The sequence below is a fragment of the Palleronia salina genome (genome assembly GCF_900141995.1).
Lineage (GTDB): Bacteria > Pseudomonadota > Alphaproteobacteria > Rhodobacterales > Rhodobacteraceae > Palleronia > Palleronia salina.
This window is the reverse complement of sequence record NZ_FQZA01000002.1, coordinates 45843-64741: the sequence shown is the minus strand read 5'-3', so window position 1 is coordinate 64741 and position 18899 is coordinate 45843. Positions and strand designations below refer to the sequence as shown.

Below are 18899 nucleotides of genomic sequence, written 5' to 3'. Positions count from 1 at the left end.
GCGCGAATCCTCTGCGAAAATTCGCACCCGCCCCGGTCAGTTGCCGAAGATCTTGCCCAGCACGTCGTTAATGATCTGGTCGGCCACGTCGCCCACGCTGGGCTGTCGCACCGGGCCGAGGTTGCGCGGCTGACCCTGCGGTTGACCGCCGCTTTGGGCACCGGCGCTTTGACCTTCGTAGCGCGGCGCCTGTCTCTGGCCCGACACGCCGGCCGGCGGGCTCATCGGCAGGGGGCGCGGGGGCACGTCGCGATTGATGCGCACCATCGTCTCGCGCCAGATGTCGGCAGGCAGGCCGCCGCCGGTCACGCCGGTCAGCGGGGTGTTGTCGTCGTAGCCCATCCAGACGCCCACCACGTAATCGGCGGTGAAGCCCAGGAACCAGGCGTCGCGCGCCTCCTGCGTGGTGCCGGTCTTGCCCGCGGCCTCGCGCCCGTCCAGCCGCGCGCGCTGGCCCGTGCCTTCGTCGATCACGCGGGACATCATCCAGACCAGCTGCCGCGCGGCGTCCTCCGAGATCACGCGCTGGCCCAGCCCGCCGTCCTGGCCCATCAGCGGCTCGTCGCTGGCCTTCAGGCGCAGTTCGAGGATGCCGTAGGGCTCGACCGAGGTGCCGCCGTTCAGGATCCCGGCATAGGCGCCGGTCATGTTCAGCAGCGTCGTCTCGGACACGCCAAGGGCCAGCGCGGGACCCGATGCCAAGTCCGACTCAAGCCCGAATTCGCTTGCCACCCGGCGCACCACGTCGCGGCCCACGGCCTCGGTCACCTTGATGGCGGGGATGTTGCGGCTGTCCTTCAGGGCGTCGGCCATGGTCATCGCACCGGCGAAGTCGCGGGTATAGTTTTGCGGCGACCAGTCACCCGATCCGGGGATCTGCAGCGACATCGGTTCGTCCACGATCTGGTCCAGCGGCGAATAGCCCATGTCCAGCGCGGCGGCATAGGCGAAGGGCTTGAAGGCCGAGCCCGGCTGCCGGTTGGCCATGGTGGCGCGGTTGAACTGACCGGCCACGCCCTTGAACTTGCGTCCGCCGACCATGGCACGCACGGCGCCTTCGGCGCTCATCACCACGATGGCGGCCTGCGCCTTGGACGAGGGCGAGACCTTGGTTTCGAACACCTCGCGCAGGGCCGATTCGGCCGCCGTCTGGATGCGCGGATCGAAGGTGGTGCGCAGGATCACGTCCTCGGTGGTCTTGCGGGTCAGGAAATCGGGGGCCGCGCCCATGACCCAGTCGGCGAAATAGCCGCCGGCCCGCGCCTCGGCCGCCTCGGACAGGACGGCGGGGTTGTTGCGGGCGCGTTGGGCCTCGGCTTCGGACAGGTAGCCCTGTTCCTCCATGAGGCTGACGATCAGGGTCGCGCGGTCCTGGCTGCGCTCGAGGTTGTTGGTCGGGGCATAGCGGGTGGGCGCCACCAGGAGGCCCGCCAGCATCGCCGCCTCGGCCGGGGTGACATCATTGGCGGACTTGCCGAAATAGCGCTGCGCGGCAGCCTCGAACCCGCGCGAGCCGGCGCCGAGGAAGGCGCGGTTCACGTAGATGGTCAGGATCTCGTCCTTGGAATACTTGGCTTCCATCGCCAGGGCATAGATCGCCTCCTTGGCCTTGCGCCACAGCGACCCGCGGCGGCAGTCGGCCTCGTAATCGGCCTCGGACTCCCACGTGTCGGGGTCGTAGGGCACGCCGAGGCACAGAAGCTTGGCCGACTGCTGGGTGATGGTCGAGCCGCCATGGCCCGACAGCGGCCCGCGGCCTTCGCGCAGGTTGATGCGCACGGCGCTGGCGATACCGCGCGGAGAAATACCGAAATGGCTGTAGAAGCGCCGGTCCTCGGTGGCGATGATGGCGTTCTTCAGGTGCGGCGAGATCGTTTGCGCGTCGATCTGGCCGCCGAACTGTTCGCCCCGCCAGGCGAAAACGTCGCCGTCGCGGTCTAGCATGGTGACCGACCCCTTGGCACGGCCATCCAGCACCTCGGTCACCGGGGGCAGCGTGGTGTAGACGTAGAAGGTGGCCAGGCCCACGAGCAGCGCGACAACCGCCACCCCGCGCACGACGAGACGCCCGAACAGGCGCAGCACCCACGAGAACAGGGCGGCGATCCAGCCCAAGGGCCCACGGCGGCGCGTCCGCCGCGCGGTGGCGCGCGCCGGTTTGCGCTTGGTCGGTTTTGTCTTGTTCGCCTGCCGGGTGCGGCGATGCGCGACGAGGGGGGCTTTGCCCTTGCCGGAACTGGCCATGGCCGATCCCTTTAAACTGCACTGCTCTTTTACCACAGCATAACGTCTGATCTGGCGATGCGGAACGCGGATGCAAGCCTGATGGTGGATTCGTTTCCGCCTATTTTTTAATCCACCACATCAAATTGTGCAAAAATTGTGCGTTTGTTCCTTTCTGAGGCGCCGCGACCCGGGGCGATTTCTTGCCGATCCCGGGGCTTTCACTCTCTCTCACGGGCAAGGCCCCCGGGCCGGCTCATCGCAACGACAAGGGACAGACACGTGAAACTCATCATTGCAGCGATCAAACCGTTCAAGCTCGAGGAGGTCCGCGAGGCGCTGACCGCAATTGGCGTGCGCGGGATGATGGTCACCGAGATCAAGGGCTTTGGGTCGCAGTCGGGCCATACCGAGATCTACCGCGGTGCCGAATACGCCGTGAACTTCGTGCCGAAGATCAAGCTCGAGATCGTGGTCAGCGAAGGCATGGTCGATCAGGTCGTCGACACCATCGCGACCACCGCCAAGACCGACAAGATCGGCGACGGCAAGATCTTCGTGCTGGACGTCCAGAGCGCCATCCGCGTGCGGACCGGCGAAACCAACGACGATGCCATCTAAGCGGCACAGCCTGAAGGATAACGACGAATGCAACTGAAGAAACTTCTCCCCCTGTCCGCCGTGGCCACGCTCGTGCCGCTGGCGGCCGTTGCCCAGGACGCCGCCGCGCCGGGCTTCGACGAAATCGGCCCCTACATCATGACCACGTTGCTGTTCCTCGTGGGCGGCTTCCTGGTGTTCTGGATGGCGGCGGGCTTTGCCATGCTCGAGGCCGGCCTGGTGCGGTCGAAGAACGTGACCACGCAGCTGACCAAGAACATCGCGCTCTTCTCCATCGCGTCGATCATGTACTGGTTCGTGGGCTTCAACCTGATGTATCCCGGTGATGGCTGGACCGTTGCGGGCTATATCGGCATCCTGATCTCGCCGACCTCGCTCGAGCCCGTGGGTCTCGGCGCCGATGCCGCTGCGCTGGATTACGCGTCGGTCGCGTCCGACTTCTTCTTCCAGCTGATGTTCTGCGCCACCACCGCGTCGATCGTGTCGGGCACGCTGGCCGAGCGCATCAAGCTGTGGCCCTTCCTGATCTTCGTCGCCATCCTGACCGGCTTCATCTACCCGATCGAGGCGTCCTGGCAGTGGGGCGGCGGCTGGCTGAGCGAGATGGGCTTCAGCGACTTCGCCGGTTCGACCCTGGTGCACGCCGCCGGTGGCTTCGCCGCCCTGGCCGGTGCCATCGTGCTGGGTCCGCGCCTTGGCAAGTTCGGCAAGGACGGCCGTATCCACCCGATGCCCGGCTCGAACCTGGCACTCGCCACGCTCGGCACGTTCATCCTGTGGCTGGGCTGGTTCGGCTTCAACGGCGGCTCGCAGCTGGCCGCGGGCACCGTCGGCGACATCACCGACGTGGGCCGGATCTTCGCCAACACCAACATGGCCGCCTCGGCCGGTGCGGTGGCCGCGCTGATCCTGACCCAGCTGACCTATGGCAAGGTCGACCTGACCATGGTGCTGAACGGTGCGCTGGCCGGCCTCGTGTCGATCACCGCCGGGCCGCTTGACCCGACGCTCTTCGGTGCGCTGTGGATCGGTGCCATCGGTGGCGTGATCGTGGTCTTCACCGTGCCGATGCTGGACAAGATGAAGATCGACGACGTCGTCGGCGCCATCCCGGTCCACCTGATCGCGGGCTTCTGGGGCACCCTGGCCGTTCCGTTCTACACCGACGGCACCAGCTTCATCACCCAGATCATCGGCTTCGCGGCCATCGGGATCTTCGTCTTCGTGGTCAGCCTTGTCCTGTTCTTCATCCTGAAGGGCGTGATGGGCATCCGCGTCAGCGAAGAGGCCGAGATCGCCGGGCTCGACCAGAGCGAGCTGGGCATGGAAGCCTACCCGGAATTCACCAAGGGGTAATTCCTCCTCCCTTGCACCCCAAGGTGAACACTGAACCCCGGCGCATCCTCCCGCGCCGGGGTTTTTTCGTGGGCGCCACCACGGCAGCGTCGGGCCAGTCTCCGACCTTCGGCAGAGGTATCCTCGGACCAGCGATGGATGGGCCGGGCGGGTCGTGGGAATGGATCGCGACACCCCGGACGCCGCGCCCGACCGGTAATGGTCGGCCATGAGTATTTACGGACCAGTGATGGGGTTTCCCGACCCGTTCGGGCCCGGACGGCGGGTCAGGCGTCGGTCTCGCCGTGGCGGACGAAGGTGATCGTGCTGTCGCCATAGCGCCGCTGGTCGATCTGGGTCAGTGCGGCGGGCAGCGTCGGCGCACCCGAGTCCTCCCAGACCACCAGTGCGCCGGGGGCGATCCAACCGCCGTCCAGCAGCGCGGTCATGGCCCGTTCGCCCAGGCCGGTGCCGTAGGGCGGGTCGAGGAAGACCAGGTCGTGGGCGCCGGGCGCCGGGCCGGGGCGGGTGGCGTCGCGGGAGATCAGCGTCGCCTCGGCCTCTACACCCAGCAGGTCGAGATTGCGGCGCAGGATGGCCTGCGCCTTGCGCCCCTTCTCGAGGAAGGTGACGTTGGCCGCGCCCCGCGACAGCGCCTCGAGCCCCAGGGCGCCGGTCCCGGCGAACACGTCGAGGACCGCGGCACCGGTGACCGGATCGCCGAATTTCCCGCCCGACAACACGTTGAACAGGCTTTCGCGCACGCGGTCGGTCGTGGGGCGCAGGTGGGCGGCAGGATCGCCCTTGCCCACGGCCGCGAGGGCGCGGCCCCGGAACCGGCCGCCGACGATTCTCACAACGCCCGCCTCATGCGCGCAGCAGCGCCTTCAGGTCGGCCGCGGGGTCGGCCAGCGTCTCGGGGTCGGCCGACCGGCCTGCCTCGATCAGGCGCTTGCCGATCATGTAGGCGCGCGCGTCGTTCATGGCGTCCACCGCCAGCAGCCGGTCGCCGGCAAAGTACCAGTGCGACCCCTCGCCGTCCCGGGCGCCCGGCCGCACCACGACGCGGTCATGCCCGGTGTTCAGCCCGGCGATCTGCAGCTTCACGTCGTACTGGTCCGACCAGAACCACGGTTTCGGGTCATAGGCCTTATCGGCGCCCAGCATGTTGGCCGCGACCGCCGCGCCCATGTCGATGGCGTTGCCCACCGACTCGATCCGCATCCGCCCGCCAGGCAGGGGCAGCGCCGCGCAGTCGCCCGCCGCCCAGATCCGCGGGTCCGAGGTCCGGCCCCGGTCGTCGACCGCAACCCCGCCATCGACGTCGAGTCCCGCGGCTTCGGCAATGGCGCAGCGGGGCAGCAGGCCGATGCCGACGATGGCGATATCGCAGTCGATCCGGCGCCCATCGGCCAGGACCGCGCCGGTGACGCGCGTTTCGCCCTCGAGCCGGGCAAGGCTGGCGCCTTCCACCAGGTGCACCCCGTGGCCGCGATGCAGGTCGCGGAAATAGGCCGCCGTCTCGTCCGCGGCGACGCGGGACAGGATGCGCGGTGCGGCCTCGACCAGCGTGACCTCGACGCCGAGCTTGCGGGCCACGGCCGCCGCCTCGAGCCCGATATAGCCGCCGCCCACGACCAGCAGCCGCCGGGCCGCCTTCAGCGGGTCGGCCATCGCGTCCACGTCGGCCAGGCTGCGCACGGTGTGCACGCCGTCGAGCACGCCGCCGAGATCGGCGGGCAGCGCACGCGGGACAAGGCCGGTGCAGATCGCCAGCTGATCGTAAGACAGCGTCTCGTCGCCCACCCGGACCGTGCGCGCCGCCGTGTCGATATCGCTGGCCGGCGTTCCCAGTTTCAGCGTCACGTCATGCTCGTCCCACCAGCTGGCCGGGCGCAGGAACAGCCGGTCGCGCGCCACGTCGCCCAGCAGGTATCCCTTCGACAGCGGCGGGCGCTGGTAGGGCGGCACGGGTTCGGCACCGACAAGGGTGATGGCGCCGTCGAAGCCCTTGGTCCGCAGCGTGCCGATCAGCGAGCTGGCGGCCTGGCCGGCGCCGATCACGACGATATGTGTCATTGAAGTGTCCCCGCTGGCGGATCGGTGTCGGCACCGTATATCGTCGGCGGAATATGGTGCCAACAACCGACCGGAAGGACGAACCGATGAGCATTACCACAGGCGATACGCTTCCCGATGCCACGCTGCTGCGGATGGGGGCCGATGGCCCCGAACAGGTGCAGCTGCACGACCTGACCCGCGGCAAGAAGGTCGTGGTCTTCGGCCTGCCCGGCGCATTTACCGGGACCTGCACCTCGGCCCACGTGCCCAGCTTCATGCGGGTGCGCGACCAGCTGGGCGAGAAGGGGATCGAGGACGTGATCTGCGTGGCGGTCAACGACCCCTTCGTGATGAAGGCGTGGTCGGACTCCACCGGCGCGGACGTGGCGGGGATCACCATGCTGGGCGACGCCTCGGCCGAGTTCACCAAGGCCGCCGGCATGGATTTCACCGCGCCGCCCGTCGGGTTCTTCGACCGCTCCAAGCGCTACGCGATGGTGGTGGACGACAACAAGATCGTCACCCTGCACGCCGAGGAGAACCCCGGCGTCTGCGAAACCTCGGGCGGCGAGGCGATCCTCGCCACCCTGTAGGATATCGCGTCTCCGGGCTGGCCTCAGGTCAGCTCGGAGTCGGCCTTGACCACGTCCTCGTCGCTGGACGAGGTCAGACCGTGGTGGGGCGTGGGGCTGTCGCCCTCGTTCATCCAGACGGTGCGCGTGGGGAACGGGATCGGCACGCCGTTGCGGTCGAGTTCTTCCTTCACGCGGCGCTTCATGTCGGCCTGGTAGCCGAAATAGTCCGCCGAGTTGCACCACACCCGCACCAAGAAATCGCACGACGAGTCGCCCAGGTTGTTGATCTGGATGAAGGGCTCGGGCTCGGACATGGAGCGTTCGTCGGCCATGATCGTGTCGCGGATGACCTTCTCGGCCTGCGCCAGGTTGGCGCCGTAGCCCACGCCGAAGGTCCACTCCGCCCGCCGGGTTTCGTAGACCGAGTAGTTGACGATGGTGTTTCCCCAGACCTGCGAGTTGGGGATGATGATCTGCACGTTGCCGATGCTGGCCAGCTCGGTGAAGTTCAGCGAGATGTCCTTGACCGTGCCCATCTGGCCCGAGATCTCGACGAAATCGCCGTTCTTGATGGGGCGGAAGAAGATGATCATCACGCCCGCCGCCACGTTCGACAGCGTGCCCTGCAGGGCAAGGCCGATGGCAAGACCGGCGGCACCGATGACGGCGACGACGCTGGTCGTCTGAACCCCGAAGGTGTTCAGCACGAACAGGAACGAGAAGCCGATGAAGACGTAGCGGACGATGTTGCCCAGGAAGTTGAACAGCGTCTCGTCCAGGTGCTTGCCCTTGGTGCCGATCGAGCGGATGCGCCGCCCGGCCCAGCCGCCCAGCAGGTAACCGATGATCAGGATCACGATGGCGGTCAGCACGTCGCCCAAAAGCGCGATCAGGAATTCCAGCGACAGCAGGTCGCCCAGGGAGGTGCCGTTCATCAACGGCGTGTTCAGGATCGTGTCGATCATCGCGAGAGCGTGTCCATCTTGTTGGCAAGTTCGATATCGAGATGCGACAGACCACCCGCGTCATGGGTTGTCAACGTGACGGTCACCTTGTTGTAAACGTTGAACCATTCCGGGTGGTGGTTCATCTTTTCGGCCAGGATCGCGGCCCGCGCCATCCAGCCGAAGGCTTCGACGAAACTGTCGAAGCGAAAGGTCTTGGTGATCGCGTCGCGGTCGGCGGCCATTTCCCAGCCTGCGTCTTTCAACGGCGACAGCGCCTCGTCGCGGGCGCCTTGGTCAAGTTTCTCGGTCATTCTGGCTCTCCTTCAACCTTGCGGAACGGGCCGTAGCTGGTCAGCACCTCGATCTCCTCGTCCACGGCGCGACGCTCGGCCTCGAGGTAGTCGGCGACGGCGCGCGAAAAGCCTTCGTCGGCCATCCAGTGCAGCGAGTGCGTGGGCACGGGCAGATAGCCGCGTGCCAGCTTGTGTTCGCCCTGCGCGCCCGCCTCGACCCGGGTCAGGCCGTGAGCCAGCGCCCAGTCGATGGCCTGGTAGTAGCAAAGCTCGAAATGCAGCGCGTTGTGATCCTCGACGCAGCCCCAGTAGCGGCCATAAAGCGTTTCGCGCCCGATCAGGTTCAGGGCGCCCGCGATGGGCACGCCGTCGCGCTGGGCAAGGATCAGCAGGATGTCGTCGCGCAGGGTCTCGTGCGCGCGGTCGAAGAAGTCGCGCGTCAGGTAGGGCGTGCCCCACTTGCGCGCGCCGGTGTCCTGGTAGAACCGCCAGAAAGCGTCCCAGTGGTGCGGCTCGATCTGGTCGCCGGTCAGGTGCACGATCTCACCGCCGAAGGCCTGCGCGGCGGCGCGTTCCTTGCGGATGTTCTTGCGCTTGCGCGAACTCAGCGCGGCCAGGAAGCCGCCGAAATCGCCGTAGCCGTCGTCGAGCCAGTGGTATTGCTGCCCAGCGCGGCGCAGCAGGCCCATATCCTCGCCCGCGATTGCCTCGGCCTCGGTGCAGAAGGTGATGTGCAGCGACGACAGGCCGTTGTCGGTGGCGATGCGCAGCGCGCCTTGCAACAGGGCGGCGCGGCCCGTCTCCTCATATCCTTCGCGCACCAGAAGGCGGCGGCCGGTGGCGGGGGTGAAGGGCACCGCGATCTGCAGCTTGGGGTAGTACCGTCCGCCCGCGCGTTCGTAGGCGTGGGCCCAGTTGTGGTCGAAGATATACTCGCCCTGGCTGTGCCCCTTGGCGTAAAGCGGCGCGCAGGCGATCAGCCGGTCATTCTGCCGCACGGCAAGGTATTGCGGCTGCCAGCCGGTGCCGGGCCCGACCGAACCCGACTCTTCCAGCGCCAGCAGGAAGCGGTGCGCGGTGAACGGGTCACGCGGTCGGCCCTCCGCCGCCTCGGGGCAGGCGCAGGCATCCCATTCGGCGGGGTCGATTTCGGACAGGCTGGCATGGGCGCGCAGCTCGATCGGGGTGTCATCCATGGGGTGGATAACTGGGCCGGTGCCCGCGCGGTTCAAGCGGGGCGAAAGCCCTCGAACGTGATGTTGTCGGCGATGCGCAGGGCGGTCTTGGCCTCGGATGCATTTCGCACCGTCCAGCACAGGATCGCGGCACCTTTTGCCTTCAGCTCGGCGATGCGCGGATTGGCGAGATCTCGGTGATTGTGGCTGACGAACCAGGCGCCGGCGGCCTCGTAATACAGGTTCGCGGCCAGGTCGCGCCGCACCTGTTCGGGCAGGTCGGTCGCGTAATCGTCGATCGTCCCCGAGGTGATGCCGCGCGGAATATCCTCGCCCAGCCACGACAGCCCGACGATGTATTGCGGATTGAAGGACATCACCGCCACGTCGCTGCCGTGGCGATCGCGCGCGGCGCGCAGGACGCGCCCGGTCTCCTGGTCCAGCGCGGCGCCTGCCAGCGCGCTGTCGGACTGGTCCTTGATCTCGACCACGACAGGCGTGCGGTTGCCCAGCCGGTCCAGAACCTGTTCCAGCGTCAGGATCGTGTCGTCGCTGCCCGCCAACCGGGTCTTGCCCAGCGTTTCGGCCGTCAGGGCATTCACCGGACCCGTACGGTCGGTGACACGGTCCAGCGTGTGATCGTGGAACACGACGGGCACGCCATCGGCGCTGATCTGGACGTCCAGCTCGATCCCGTAGCCGGCCTCGGCCGCCGCTTCGAACGCGGCCATGCTGTTTTCGACCACGCCCGCGGACAGGTCGTGAAGACCGCGATGCGCCAGGGGGCGATCGAGAAAGGTGCGGGGCAGGGTCATCGGACCTGGAAGATCGCTTCGATCTCGACCGAGACGCCAAGGGGCAGGGATCCCGCACTGACCGCCGAGCGGGCATGCCGCCCCGCATCGCCCAGCGCCTCGACCAGGAAATCGGACGCGCCGTTGATGACCTTGGGCTGGTCGGTGAAATCGGCGGTGGAGTTCACGAAGCCCGTCAGCTTCACCACCCGGACCAGACGGTCGATGTCGCCGTCGCACGCGGCCTTCAGCTGCGCCAGCAGGCTGATCGCGCAGGCCCGCGCGGCCCGGGCGCCGTCCTCGACCGACACGGTGTCGCCCAGCTTGCCGGTCATCATCTGGCCATCCTGCATGCTGATCTGGCCCGAGACATGCACCAGGTCGCCGACCTGGACGTACGGAACGTAATTGGCGGCGGGCGCAGGCGCATCGGGCAGGGTCACCCCAAGGTCGGCAAGGCGTGTCTCGATCGTGCTCATCGGGGGCTCTCCTGTCTCAGCTCTCGCGGAAGGCGCGGTTGAAATAGTCGGTCAGCGGTTTCACGAGGTAGGCGATCGGCGTGCGGTCCTCGGTCTGAAGGAATGTTTCCACCGGCATGCCGGGGATCAGGACACGGTTCGGCGGCAGCCGCTCGAGCTCGCCGGGGTTCAGGGCCACCTCGGCGCGGTAGAAGGACAGGCGGCTGCCCTCGTCGGTGAAACTGTCGGCCGAAACCTGCGTGACGGTCCCGAAAAGCTCGGGCGTGGTCCGCGCGTCGAAGGCCGACAGCCGGACCGACACCTGCTGGCCCACATCCACCTGGTCGACATGGATCGGTTCGACCTGCGCGGCGATGATCAGCGGGCGGTCCTGCGGCACGATATAGAGGATGGGGTCGGCGGGACGGACCACGCTGCGTTCGGCGAAGACCGTCAGGCCGTAGACCACCCCCGACACGGGCGCGGTGATGGCGGTGCGGCTGAGTTGCTCCTGCAGGGCGTTTGCCCGTTCGCGGAATTCGACCTCGCGAAATTGCAGGTCGCGCAACTGGGTGATGGCTTCTTCTCGGCGCTGGGTGTCGAGCGTCAGGAGCTGGACCTCGATTTCGCTGATGCGCTCGGCCGCCTCGCCGGCCGAGGCCTCGAGCTCGCCCACCTGGCCCTGCAGACGGGCCTCTTCGCGGCGCAGGGACGACACGCGGCTGGCCTGGGTCAGCCCCTGGTCGAGAAGGCTCTGCTGATCTTCGAGCTCGGTCTGGATCAGCCCCAATTGCACTTCGAGCGCGTCGCGCTGGGCGGTGATACCGTCGATCTGGCGGTCGATCTGGGCGCGGCGCCCGTTCAGTTGTCGGACCAGCTGGGTGCGGTTCTCGTTGCGGGCCTGGAAGAGGTTGGACTGCCCCTGCATGAGCTCGCGGGCTTCTTCGGTGTCGCCGGCGAACGCGATCAGCTCCGAGAAGTCGATTTCGTCCGCGCCGTCGCGTTCGGCCTCGAGCCGGGCCTGGCGTGCCAACAATTCGGACAGCTGTCCGCGGGCGGTCGCGAGCTGGGTGTTCAGCAGAACGGTGTCCAGAAGGATCAGCGGCTCGCCCGCCTCGACCCGGTCGCCCTCGTTCACCAGGATGTCGGTGACGACGCCGCCATCGGGATGCTGCACGACCTGGCGATTGCGCTCGACCTCGATCTGGCCGCTGGCGATGATGGCGCCTGAGATCTGGGTCAGGAAGGCCCAGCTGCCCAGCCCCCCCACCAGCACGAGCAGCGCGAGCAGTCCCAGCGTCAGGGGCCAGCGCGCGGTCCAGCGGCGGTTGTTCTCGGTGATGGCGGCCTTGCGAGCCTGGTCGGGGCTTTGCTTGGCCGGCTTGATCTTGCCCAGGGGCGCCTTGGCGGGCGGCTTCATGACACGCCCCCGACCTGCGGTCCGTCCATCAGCTGCTTGTGGTTCTTGACCATCTCGCGAAGCACTTCCTCTTTCGGCCCGAAGGCGCGGCGCATCCCGTTATCCATGACCAGCAGCTTTTCGCAGGTCTGGATGGCCGATGGCCGGTGCGCCATGATGATGACCGCGCCGCCGGCCTTCTTCAATGCTTCCATTGCGCGATTCATCGCGACCGAGCCTTCGTTGTCGAGGTTCGAGTTCGGCTCGTCCAGCACCAGGATGACCGGGTCGCCATACATGGCGCGCGCCAGCCCGATCCGCTGGATCTGGCCGCCGGAGAGGCGTCCGCCGGCGCTGCTGACCTGTGTGTCATAGCCGTCGGGCAGTTGCAGGATCATGTCGTGCACCGCCGCCTTCTGCGCGGCCGCGACGATGTCCTCGTCCCGCGCCTCGGGCTGCATGCGGCCGATGTTCTGGGCGATGGTGCCGTCGAACAGCTGCACGCGCTGGGGCAGGTAGCCGATATGCTGACCCAGCACGTCCGGTTCGAACTGGTCCAGCGATGCGCCGTCCAGCCGGATCTTGCCGCCCGCCACGCGCCAGACGCCGACGATGGCGCGGGCCAGGGTCGACTTGCCCGACCCCGATGGTCCGATGATGCCCAGCGCTTCGCCCGGTTTCAGGTCGAACGACACCATCCGGACCGATGCCTGGCTCTGGCCCGGGGGGATGATGGTGACCTGGTTCACCGTCAGGTGGGCCTTGGGGCGGGGCAGCGCGGTGCGCTGCGGTTCTTCGCCCACCGCCGACAGCAGTTCGGCCAGGTTGCGCCACCCCTGCTGGGCGCGCTGGACGAGGGCCCACTGGCCCAGCGCAAGGTCGACGGGCGCCAGCGCTCGGCCCAGCAGGATCGAGCCCGCGATCATGCCACCGGCCGTCATCTGGTTCTGCAGCACCAGGTAGGCCCCGAGGCCCAGCATCAGCGATTGCAGGAACAGCCGGAAGGTCTTGGTCAACGTGGTGAAGCGCCCGCCGATATCGCTGGACGCGATGGTTTCCTTCAACGAGTTCTCGCGCAGCTCCTGCCAGCGGCTGAAGGTGGCCTGCTGCATGCCCAGCGAGCGGACCATCTCGGCCTCCTGCCGGATCTGTTCCGACATACGCTCGGCCCGGACGCTGCCCGCGTTGGCCATGGCCTGCGGCCGGAGCGTGTAGACCTGGTTCAGGATGGCGATCGCGATCAACACCAGGGATCCGCCCAGCGCAAGGATGCCCAGCCAGGGGTGCAGGATCGCGATGACGATCAGGAAGATCGGGGTCCAGGGCATGTCGAAGAACGCGGTCAGCACTGGCGACGACAGCAGCCTCTGGACCGATTCGAGGTCCCGCAGGTTGTTCTGCTCGGAGGCGGCGTCCGGGGCGACGGCGGCCTTGCGCACCATCGCCGCGAAGACCCGGCGATCCAGGTTGGACTGGAACCGCGCGCCCACACGCGCCAGGATCCGGCCCCGTGCGAAATCCATCACGCCCATGATGAGGAACAGGAAGGCCATCAGCGCCGTCAGCGCGACCAGCGTGGCCTCGGACCTGGAACCAAGGACCCGGTCGTAGACTTGCAGCATGTAAAGCGGCCCGGTGAGCATCAGCAGGTTCACGAACATGCTGAACAGGCCCACCGCCCAGAAAAGGCGACGGCTTTCGGCCCGGGTCTGGCGTAATTCGTCCAGGCCGCGGCGGATATCTGTACTGGGTCTCAAATGGGCGCACTCCGGAGGTTGGCATAAAATTTGCCTCGCCGGTGTTTATCTGCCCTTAATCAGAGCTGGCAACGGTTTCCCGGTCGATGTCTGCAAATGGGAGTAATGGATGCATCATTTCGGCAAGTTCTGCGCATTGGCGCTGGTCGCTGGCGGGCAGGCGGTCGCCGGCGCCTACGACGGGTTGTGGCGGGCGAACCCCACGGCCGAATGCGCCTTCACGGACACGCCCGCCAGCGCCCTGAAGATCGAGGACAACGTGCTTTTCGGGGTGGAAAGCCGCTGCGAGATGACGACGCCGGTCAATGTCCGCGACATGGAGGCGATCCTGTACGACATGGCCTGCTCGTCCGAGGAACAGGTCGAGGTGGACGGCGAAACGCAGACCCAAACCCGCACCTGGAGCGACCGCGCGATGTTCATGACCGCGGCCGATGGCGGCTTGTTCCTGATCTGGAACGGCTATGCCTTCAAGTACGAGCGGTGCCCCAGCGACGCCGCCGTGGGCACAGTGGCCACCGCGTCCGAGATCGGCATCACCGACTCGGTCGACGCCGAAGCTTCCGACGACTCCGAAGCCGATTAGCGGCCTTTCAAAAGCTCGGTGAATTCCAGCGGGGCCGCTTCTCCCGAAAGTCGGGCGCGGTAGACGGGGATCGATTCGGCCACTCGCATGACGTAATTGCGCGTCTCGTCGAAGGGAATCATCTCGATCCAGTCGACCACGTCCACGTCCGGATCGCGCGGGTCGCCATTGTCGCCGATCCACGATGCGGGTCGTCCGGGCCCCGCGTTGTAGCCCGCCGAGACCAGCACGGGGTTGTCTCCGAAGCGGTCGATCAGCCCGGCCAGGTAACCCGTTCCCAGCGTCGCATTGTAGCTCGGGTCGCTGTAAAGCCGCGCCCGCTGGTAGGGCAGGCTCAGCGCCCGGGCCACGTCCTGCGCGGTGCCCGGCATCAGCTGCATCAGGCCCTGGGCGCCCACGCCCGAGGTCACGCCCGGGTCGAATTCGCTTTCCCGCCGGGCGATGGCCAGGGCCAGTTCCGCCGACACGGGCATGTTCTCGACACCCAGTTCGACCACCGGGAAATAGGCGCGCGGCAGGGTCAGCCCGGCGCGGGCCGCCCGCTTGGCGATCAGCAGCGCGACATGCGGTTCGCCCAGGTCCAGCACCAGGTTGGCGAGCGTGCCGATATCGGGCCGCTCGAGGCTTTCGGTCAGGTGCGTCAGGAACCGCTCGCCCAGGTCACGCTCGCCGGCCGCCAGAAGCGCCAGCCCCGCCTCGAACACCGTGCTGCCCCGGAAGGTCGCGTCGGCGAAGGGCGGGAAAGGCTCGCGCCCCGTCAGCGTGGAGTCGATGGACAGGCCCAGGCGTTCGGCGGCAAGCAGGCCGTAGAAGCTGGTCTGGAACTGCGCGCCGACCCCGTAGGCCGTCTGCGCCTCGTCCTCGCGGCCCGCGGCCTCGAGCGCCCGCCCGGTCCAATAGCCCGCGCGGCCCAGCGAGATCGGCGTCTCGACCGCAGTGGCGAACCGCCGGAAATGGCTCACCGCGCGTTCGGGCTGATCCAGCCGGCGCAGCGACAGGAACCCGGACAGCCACTCCAGGTCGGCAAAGTCCGAACCGGATTCCAGCCAGTGTGACGACGCGACGGCGTAGGCCTGCGCCGGTTCGCCCGCGCGCATGAGACGCCGTGCCAGGTCCCGCCTGTCCCGCGCCCAGGCCTGCGGACGGCCCAGCCCCTCGGCGTCGGTCGAGGCGGACAGGATGATGTCCTGCGCCTCGTCGAAATCGCGTCCCCGCATGGCTTGCCGGAACGCGTGGTGGCGCACGCCGGGATCGTCCTCCAGGTCGTCGGGCACCCGGTTGCTCAGCCGTGCCTGGGCCACCCGCGCGGCCTCGGTATCGCTGTCGCGCGCGATGGCGCGCCGCAGCGCCACGTCGGCGCCGTCCCAGAACATCTGCTCCATCCGCTGCGGCTCCAGCGGCTCGAGCAGTTCGGCGTAGCGTGACAGCAGCCAGCGCTCGGCCTCGGAGGTCATGGACCGTTCGACCCAGGCAAGGGCCGCCTGCGCTTCGGCGTCGCCTTCGCGACCCAGCATCTGGTAGGCCTGGACCAGCGCGACGGTGCCCTGGCCGGTGGCGGGCGGCGTGCCGTCGAAGAAGGCCAGCACCCGCTCGGCGGCATCGGCATCGGCGATGATGTCGGGCAGGTTCGACTCGGCACGGCGGCGCAGCAGATCGAGTCCCGGCCAGTCGGGATTGCGCGTCAGGAACGACAGCGCGTCGTCGAAGCTGCCTTGTCCCTCGCGCAGGCGCAGCCACTCGATCACGTCGCGCGCCACCGGCCCAGACCGCGCGGCGGCGTCCAGCGCGTCGGTGAAGCTGCCCGCGCGCAGCTCGGCGAACGCCTGGGCCAGGCCCGCGGACGGGTCCGAGGCGATGGGCTCGGGCGCCGCGACCTGCGCGTGGCTCGGGGCCGCCCAAAGCGAGACGGCAAGGATCAGGGGGCGCAGCAGCATCCGGGGAAACATATGCCGCGGCCCGGCCTTGGCCAAGACACGAACTTGGCAACACGCCCGGGCGCGCGTATAGGGGCGCCGCGCAACCGCGGGGCCGCCCGCCACCGCCAGCAAGGGAGCACGCAGCATGTTCAGGGGTTCTATCGTCGCACTGGTCACGCCGTTCAAGGACGGCCAGCTGGATCTCGACGCCCTGAAACGCCTGGTCGACTGGCACGTGGAGCAGGGCACGCATGGCTTCGTCCCCGTGGGCACGACCGGCGAGACCCCGACGCTCAGCCACGACGAGCACGAGACCGTGGTCGCCGAGGTCGTCAAGGCGGCGGCCGGCCGGGTCCCCGTGATCGCCGGGTGCGGCTCCAACAACACCGCCGAGGGCATCGGCCTGATCCAGCACGCCGCCTCGGTCGGCGCCGACGCCGCGCTGGTGGTCACGCCCTATTACAACAAGCCCACGCAGGAGGGGCTGTACCAGCATTTCAAGGCCGTCCACGACGCCGCCGACCTGCCGATCATCATCTACAACATCCCCGGCCGGTCGGTCGTGGACATGAAGGTCGACACCATGGCGCGCCTGGCCGAGCTGCCGCGCATCGTCGGTGTGAAGGACAGCACCGGCGACATCGTGCGCGTCAGCGAACAGCGCGCCGCCTGCGGCGCGGATTTCTGCCAGCTGTCGGGCGAGGATGCATCGGCGCTGGGCTTCAACGTGCATGGCGGTGTGGGCTGCATCAGCGTCACCGCCAATATCGCGCCCAAGCTCTGCTCCGAGTTCCAGACCGCCACGCTGAACGGCGACTGGGCCCGGGCGCTCGAATTGCAGGACAGGCTTCTGCCGCTGCACAAGGCCGTCTTCGCCGAGCCGGGGCTGGTGGGTGCGAAATACGGCCTGTCGCTTCTGGGCCGCTGCCGCGAGGACGTGCGCCTGCCGCTGGTCGGGCTGACGGACGGCACCAAGCTGATGCTGAAATCCGAGATGGAACGGCTGGGCCTGCTGGGCTGAACCCGCGCGCCGCTGGACAGCGGCGGCGCGCATCCCTATCTCGGTTGCCATGGCCAAGCCCAAGGACAATCCGAACTACAAGGTGATCGCCGAGAACCGGCGCGCCCGCTACGACTACGCCATCGAGGATGACGTGGAATGCGGGATCGTGCTGCAGGGATCCGAGGTGAAATCGCTGCGGACCGGGCAGTCGAACATCGCCGAAAGCTATGCCGCGGTCGAGGATGGCGAGCTGTGGCTGGTGAACAGCTATATCGCGCCCTACGACCCCGCGATGTTCGGCCACGAGGACCGGCGCCGCCGCAAGCTGCTGGTCAACCGCCGCGAACTGGCCCGGCTGTGGAACGAGACGCAGCGCAAGGGCATGACGCTCGTGCCGCTGGTCCTTCATTTCAACCACCGCGGCATCGCCAAGGTGAAGATCGGCATCGCCAAGGGCAAGAAGGCCCCCGACAAGCGCGAAACCGCGGCCAAGCGCGACTGGCAACGCCAGAAGCAGCGGCTGCTGAAGGATCTGGGATAGCGCGCCGCCGATGGCCCTTCTTCCGGTCATTCTCCTCGGCGCCCTGGGCGGCGCGCTGGCGGGGCGCTTGGTGCGCCGCCTGGATTTCGGATTTCCGGTGAACGCCATCGTCGGCGTCGCGGGCGGCGGGCTGGCGCAGCAATTGCGGGTTCTGCTGGTCCCCGGCGCCGACCCCGCGCTTTCGGGCGACCTGTATACGCAGTGGCCCGCGCTGCTGGTCGCGCTCGCCGGCGGGGCGGCCTTCGTGGCTCTGGTGGGCGGCCTGCGCAACCTCATGGCCCGCTAAGCGCTGCGCCATTGCCTCTTGGCGCGGCCTCTTCTACTCAGAAGCGGACACTCTAGCGGCAAGGGCCCTTCATGCGCGACGATCCCCGAACCCTGGTTTCCACCGATTGGCTGGCCAAGCATATCGACGATCCCGACCTGCGGATCCTCGATGCCAGCTGGTACATGCCCGACGCGGGGCGCGACCCGCGCGCCGAGTACGACGCGGCGCATATCCCGGGGGCGCGGTTCTTCGACATCGACGAGATCTCGGACCAGCGGTCGGACCTGCCGCACATGGCCCCGCCGGTCGAGAAATTCGTGTCGCGGATGCGCGCGCTGGGCGTGGGCGACGGGCACCAGGTGGTGGTCTACGACGGCGCCGGGCTGTTCTCGGCCGCGCGTGTCTGGTGGCTGTTCCGCCTGATGGGCAAGACGGATGTCGCCGTTCTGGACGGTGGTCTGCCCAAGTGGCAGGCCGAAGGGCGCAATGTCGAGGACATGGCCCCGATCGTGCGTGACCGCCACATGACCGTCAGCCGCCAGAACGCGCTGGTGCGGGACGTGACCCAGGTGGCCGCCGCGCAGAAGCTGGCCGAGCCGCAGATCCTCGATGCCCGCGCGCCTGAGCGGTTTCGTGGCGAAGCGCCCGAGCCGCGCCCCGGGCTGCGCGCGGGGCATATCCCGGGCTCGAAGAACCTGCCCTTCACGCAGCTTCTGAACGATGACGGCACGATGAAGGACACGGACGGCCTGCGCGCCGCGTTCGAGTCGGCGGGCATCGATCTGGATCGTCCCGTGATCACCACCTGCGGGTCTGGCGTCACGGCGGCGGTGCTGGCGCTGGGCCTCGCGCGGCTGGGCCACGCGGACTGGTCGCTCTACGACGGGTCGTGGTCGGAATGGGGCGCCTACGAGGACATGCCCGTCGCGACGGGCCACGCCTAGGCC

General features: G+C 68.0%; 19 protein-coding genes. 8 read left to right on the top strand and 11 right to left on the bottom strand.

Annotated features, from left to right (window positions below; genetic code table 11):
* Positions 1-36 precede the first annotated feature (36 nt).
* Positions 37-2244 carry a transglycosylase domain-containing protein gene (locus BUB76_RS03185; RefSeq protein WP_073126669.1) on the bottom strand — a complete coding sequence of 736 codons (2208 nt, stop codon included), beginning with the start codon at positions 2242-2244 and terminating at the stop codon, positions 37-39.
* A gap of 261 nt (positions 2245-2505) precedes the next feature.
* On the opposite strand from BUB76_RS03185, the gene BUB76_RS03180 reads away from it, so the two are divergent.
* Both BUB76_RS03180 and amtB read left to right on the top strand, forming a co-directional pair.
* Entirely contained in the window at positions 2506-2844 is a 339-nt protein-coding gene (locus tag BUB76_RS03180) for a P-II family nitrogen regulator (RefSeq protein WP_073126667.1), read from the top strand.
* Between the two features lie 27 nt (positions 2845-2871).
* Positions 2872-4200 (top strand): ammonium transporter AmtB, encoded by a 1329-nt coding sequence (gene amtB, locus BUB76_RS03175; protein WP_175550259.1) that lies wholly within the window; start codon positions 2872-2874, stop codon positions 4198-4200.
* Positions 4201-4466: 266 nt separating this feature from the next.
* On the opposite strand, the gene rsmD is transcribed toward amtB, so the two are convergent.
* Together rsmD and BUB76_RS03165 are read right to left on the bottom strand one after the other, a co-directional pair.
* Positions 4467-5036 carry a 16S rRNA (guanine(966)-N(2))-methyltransferase RsmD gene (gene rsmD, locus BUB76_RS03170; protein ID WP_073126665.1) on the bottom strand — a complete coding sequence of 190 codons (570 nt, stop codon included), beginning with the start codon at positions 5034-5036 and terminating at the stop codon, positions 4467-4469.
* 10 nt (positions 5037-5046) lie between these two features.
* A complete protein-coding gene (locus BUB76_RS03165) occupies positions 5047-6258 on the bottom strand; it encodes an NAD(P)/FAD-dependent oxidoreductase (protein ID WP_073126664.1) in 1212 nt (403 codons plus the stop codon).
* An 86-nt stretch (positions 6259-6344) separates the two neighbouring features.
* Here BUB76_RS03165 and BUB76_RS03160 point away from each other — a divergent pair, with 86 nt between their 5' ends.
* On the top strand, positions 6345-6833 hold the full coding sequence (locus BUB76_RS03160; protein WP_073126662.1) for a peroxiredoxin: 489 nt from the start codon (positions 6345-6347) through the stop codon (positions 6831-6833).
* Between the two features lie 23 nt (positions 6834-6856).
* On the opposite strand, the gene BUB76_RS03155 is transcribed toward BUB76_RS03160, so the two are convergent.
* From BUB76_RS03155 to BUB76_RS03125, 7 genes are read right to left on the bottom strand one after another with little or no spacing between them, the layout of a single operon-like run.
* The gene (locus BUB76_RS03155; protein ID WP_084140512.1) at positions 6857-7780 is read right to left on the bottom strand and encodes a mechanosensitive ion channel family protein; all 924 of its coding nucleotides are present in this window, start codon (positions 7778-7780) and stop codon (positions 6857-6859) included.
* Complete coding sequence (locus tag BUB76_RS03150) at positions 7777-8073, bottom strand: 4a-hydroxytetrahydrobiopterin dehydratase (RefSeq protein ID WP_073126660.1); 297 nt, start codon at positions 8071-8073, stop codon at positions 7777-7779. The genes BUB76_RS03155 and BUB76_RS03150 overlap by 4 nt, the downstream gene beginning before the upstream one ends.
* On the bottom strand, positions 8070-9251 hold the full coding sequence (locus BUB76_RS03145) for a GNAT family N-acetyltransferase (protein ID WP_073126658.1): 1182 nt from the start codon (positions 9249-9251) through the stop codon (positions 8070-8072). Before BUB76_RS03145 ends, BUB76_RS03150 begins: the two co-directional genes overlap by 4 nt.
* A 32-nt stretch (positions 9252-9283) precedes the next feature.
* Positions 9284-10045: a glycerophosphodiester phosphodiesterase family protein gene (locus tag BUB76_RS03140; RefSeq protein ID WP_073126656.1), complete on the bottom strand. Its 762-nt coding sequence runs from the start codon at positions 10043-10045 to the stop codon at positions 9284-9286.
* Positions 10042-10503 (bottom strand): RidA family protein, encoded by a 462-nt coding sequence (locus tag BUB76_RS03135; RefSeq protein WP_073126654.1) that lies wholly within the window; start codon positions 10501-10503, stop codon positions 10042-10044. The genes BUB76_RS03140 and BUB76_RS03135 overlap by 4 nt, the downstream gene beginning before the upstream one ends.
* A 16-nt stretch (positions 10504-10519) precedes the next feature.
* Positions 10520-11902, bottom strand: a complete 1383-nt coding sequence (locus tag BUB76_RS03130) for an HlyD family type I secretion periplasmic adaptor subunit (protein ID WP_084140511.1) — start codon at positions 11900-11902, stop codon at positions 10520-10522.
* A complete protein-coding gene (locus tag BUB76_RS03125) occupies positions 11899-13638 on the bottom strand; it encodes a type I secretion system permease/ATPase (RefSeq protein WP_236737846.1) in 1740 nt (579 codons plus the stop codon). The genes BUB76_RS03130 and BUB76_RS03125 overlap by 4 nt, the downstream gene beginning before the upstream one ends.
* Positions 13639-13747: 109 nt before the next feature.
* On the opposite strand from BUB76_RS03125, the gene BUB76_RS03120 reads away from it, so the two are divergent.
* Positions 13748-14224, top strand: a complete 477-nt coding sequence (locus tag BUB76_RS03120; protein ID WP_073126652.1) for a hypothetical protein — start codon at positions 13748-13750, stop codon at positions 14222-14224.
* Here the strand turns inward: BUB76_RS03120 and BUB76_RS03115 are convergent.
* Complete coding sequence (locus tag BUB76_RS03115) at positions 14221-16158, bottom strand: lytic transglycosylase domain-containing protein (RefSeq protein WP_175550258.1); 1938 nt, start codon at positions 16156-16158, stop codon at positions 14221-14223. The two genes, BUB76_RS03120 and BUB76_RS03115, sit on opposite strands and share 4 nt — an antisense overlap.
* 127 nt (positions 16159-16285) lie before the next feature.
* On the opposite strand from BUB76_RS03115, the gene dapA reads away from it, so the two are divergent.
* The 4 genes from dapA to sseA all read left to right on the top strand — a co-directional run bounded on the left by dapA (position 16286) and on the right by sseA (position 18896).
* Positions 16286-17161 (top strand): 4-hydroxy-tetrahydrodipicolinate synthase, encoded by an 876-nt coding sequence (gene dapA, locus BUB76_RS03110; RefSeq protein WP_073126648.1) that lies wholly within the window; start codon positions 16286-16288, stop codon positions 17159-17161.
* A 49-nt stretch (positions 17162-17210) separates the two neighbouring features.
* Positions 17211-17684, top strand: coding sequence for an SsrA-binding protein SmpB (smpB, locus tag BUB76_RS03105; protein ID WP_073126646.1), 474 nt, complete (start codon positions 17211-17213; stop codon positions 17682-17684).
* A gap of 10 nt (positions 17685-17694) precedes the next feature.
* Positions 17695-17970, top strand: coding sequence for a hypothetical protein (locus tag BUB76_RS03100; protein ID WP_073126644.1), 276 nt, complete (start codon positions 17695-17697; stop codon positions 17968-17970).
* A 71-nt stretch (positions 17971-18041) separates the two neighbouring features.
* Positions 18042-18896 (top strand): 3-mercaptopyruvate sulfurtransferase, encoded by an 855-nt coding sequence (sseA, locus tag BUB76_RS03095; protein ID WP_073126642.1) that lies wholly within the window; start codon positions 18042-18044, stop codon positions 18894-18896.
* Positions 18897-18899: the final 3 nt, after the last annotated feature.

Excerpts from the sequence above, each read along its gene's own strand:
- BUB76_RS03185 (WP_073126669.1), bottom strand. The coding sequence starts at position 2,244 with ATGGCCAGTTCCGGCAAGGGCAAAGCCCCCCTCGTCGCGCATCGCCGC.
- amtB (WP_175550259.1), top strand. The coding sequence starts at position 2,872 with ATGCAACTGAAGAAACTTCTCCCCCTGTCCGCCGTGGCCACGCTCGTG.
- BUB76_RS03165 (WP_073126664.1), bottom strand. The coding sequence starts at position 6,258 with ATGACACATATCGTCGTGATCGGCGCCGGCCAGGCCGCCAGCTCGCTG.
- BUB76_RS03160 (WP_073126662.1), top strand. The coding sequence starts at position 6,345 with ATGAGCATTACCACAGGCGATACGCTTCCCGATGCCACGCTGCTGCGG.
- BUB76_RS03155 (WP_084140512.1), bottom strand. The coding sequence starts at position 7,780 with ATGATCGACACGATCCTGAACACGCCGTTGATGAACGGCACCTCCCTG.
- BUB76_RS03150 (WP_073126660.1), bottom strand. The coding sequence starts at position 8,073 with ATGACCGAGAAACTTGACCAAGGCGCCCGCGACGAGGCGCTGTCGCCG.
- BUB76_RS03145 (WP_073126658.1), bottom strand. The coding sequence starts at position 9,251 with ATGGATGACACCCCGATCGAGCTGCGCGCCCATGCCAGCCTGTCCGAA.
- BUB76_RS03140 (WP_073126656.1), bottom strand. The coding sequence starts at position 10,045 with ATGACCCTGCCCCGCACCTTTCTCGATCGCCCCCTGGCGCATCGCGGT.
- BUB76_RS03135 (WP_073126654.1), bottom strand. The coding sequence starts at position 10,503 with ATGAGCACGATCGAGACACGCCTTGCCGACCTTGGGGTGACCCTGCCC.
- BUB76_RS03130 (WP_084140511.1), bottom strand. The coding sequence starts at position 11,902 with ATGAAGCCGCCCGCCAAGGCGCCCCTGGGCAAGATCAAGCCGGCCAAG.
- BUB76_RS03120 (WP_073126652.1), top strand. The coding sequence starts at position 13,748 with ATGCATCATTTCGGCAAGTTCTGCGCATTGGCGCTGGTCGCTGGCGGG.
- BUB76_RS03115 (WP_175550258.1), bottom strand. The coding sequence starts at position 16,158 with ATGCTGCTGCGCCCCCTGATCCTTGCCGTCTCGCTTTGGGCGGCCCCG.
- dapA (WP_073126648.1), top strand. The coding sequence starts at position 16,286 with ATGTTCAGGGGTTCTATCGTCGCACTGGTCACGCCGTTCAAGGACGGC.
- smpB (WP_073126646.1), top strand. The coding sequence starts at position 17,211 with ATGGCCAAGCCCAAGGACAATCCGAACTACAAGGTGATCGCCGAGAAC.
- BUB76_RS03100 (WP_073126644.1), top strand. The coding sequence starts at position 17,695 with ATGGCCCTTCTTCCGGTCATTCTCCTCGGCGCCCTGGGCGGCGCGCTG.
- sseA (WP_073126642.1), top strand. The coding sequence starts at position 18,042 with ATGCGCGACGATCCCCGAACCCTGGTTTCCACCGATTGGCTGGCCAAG.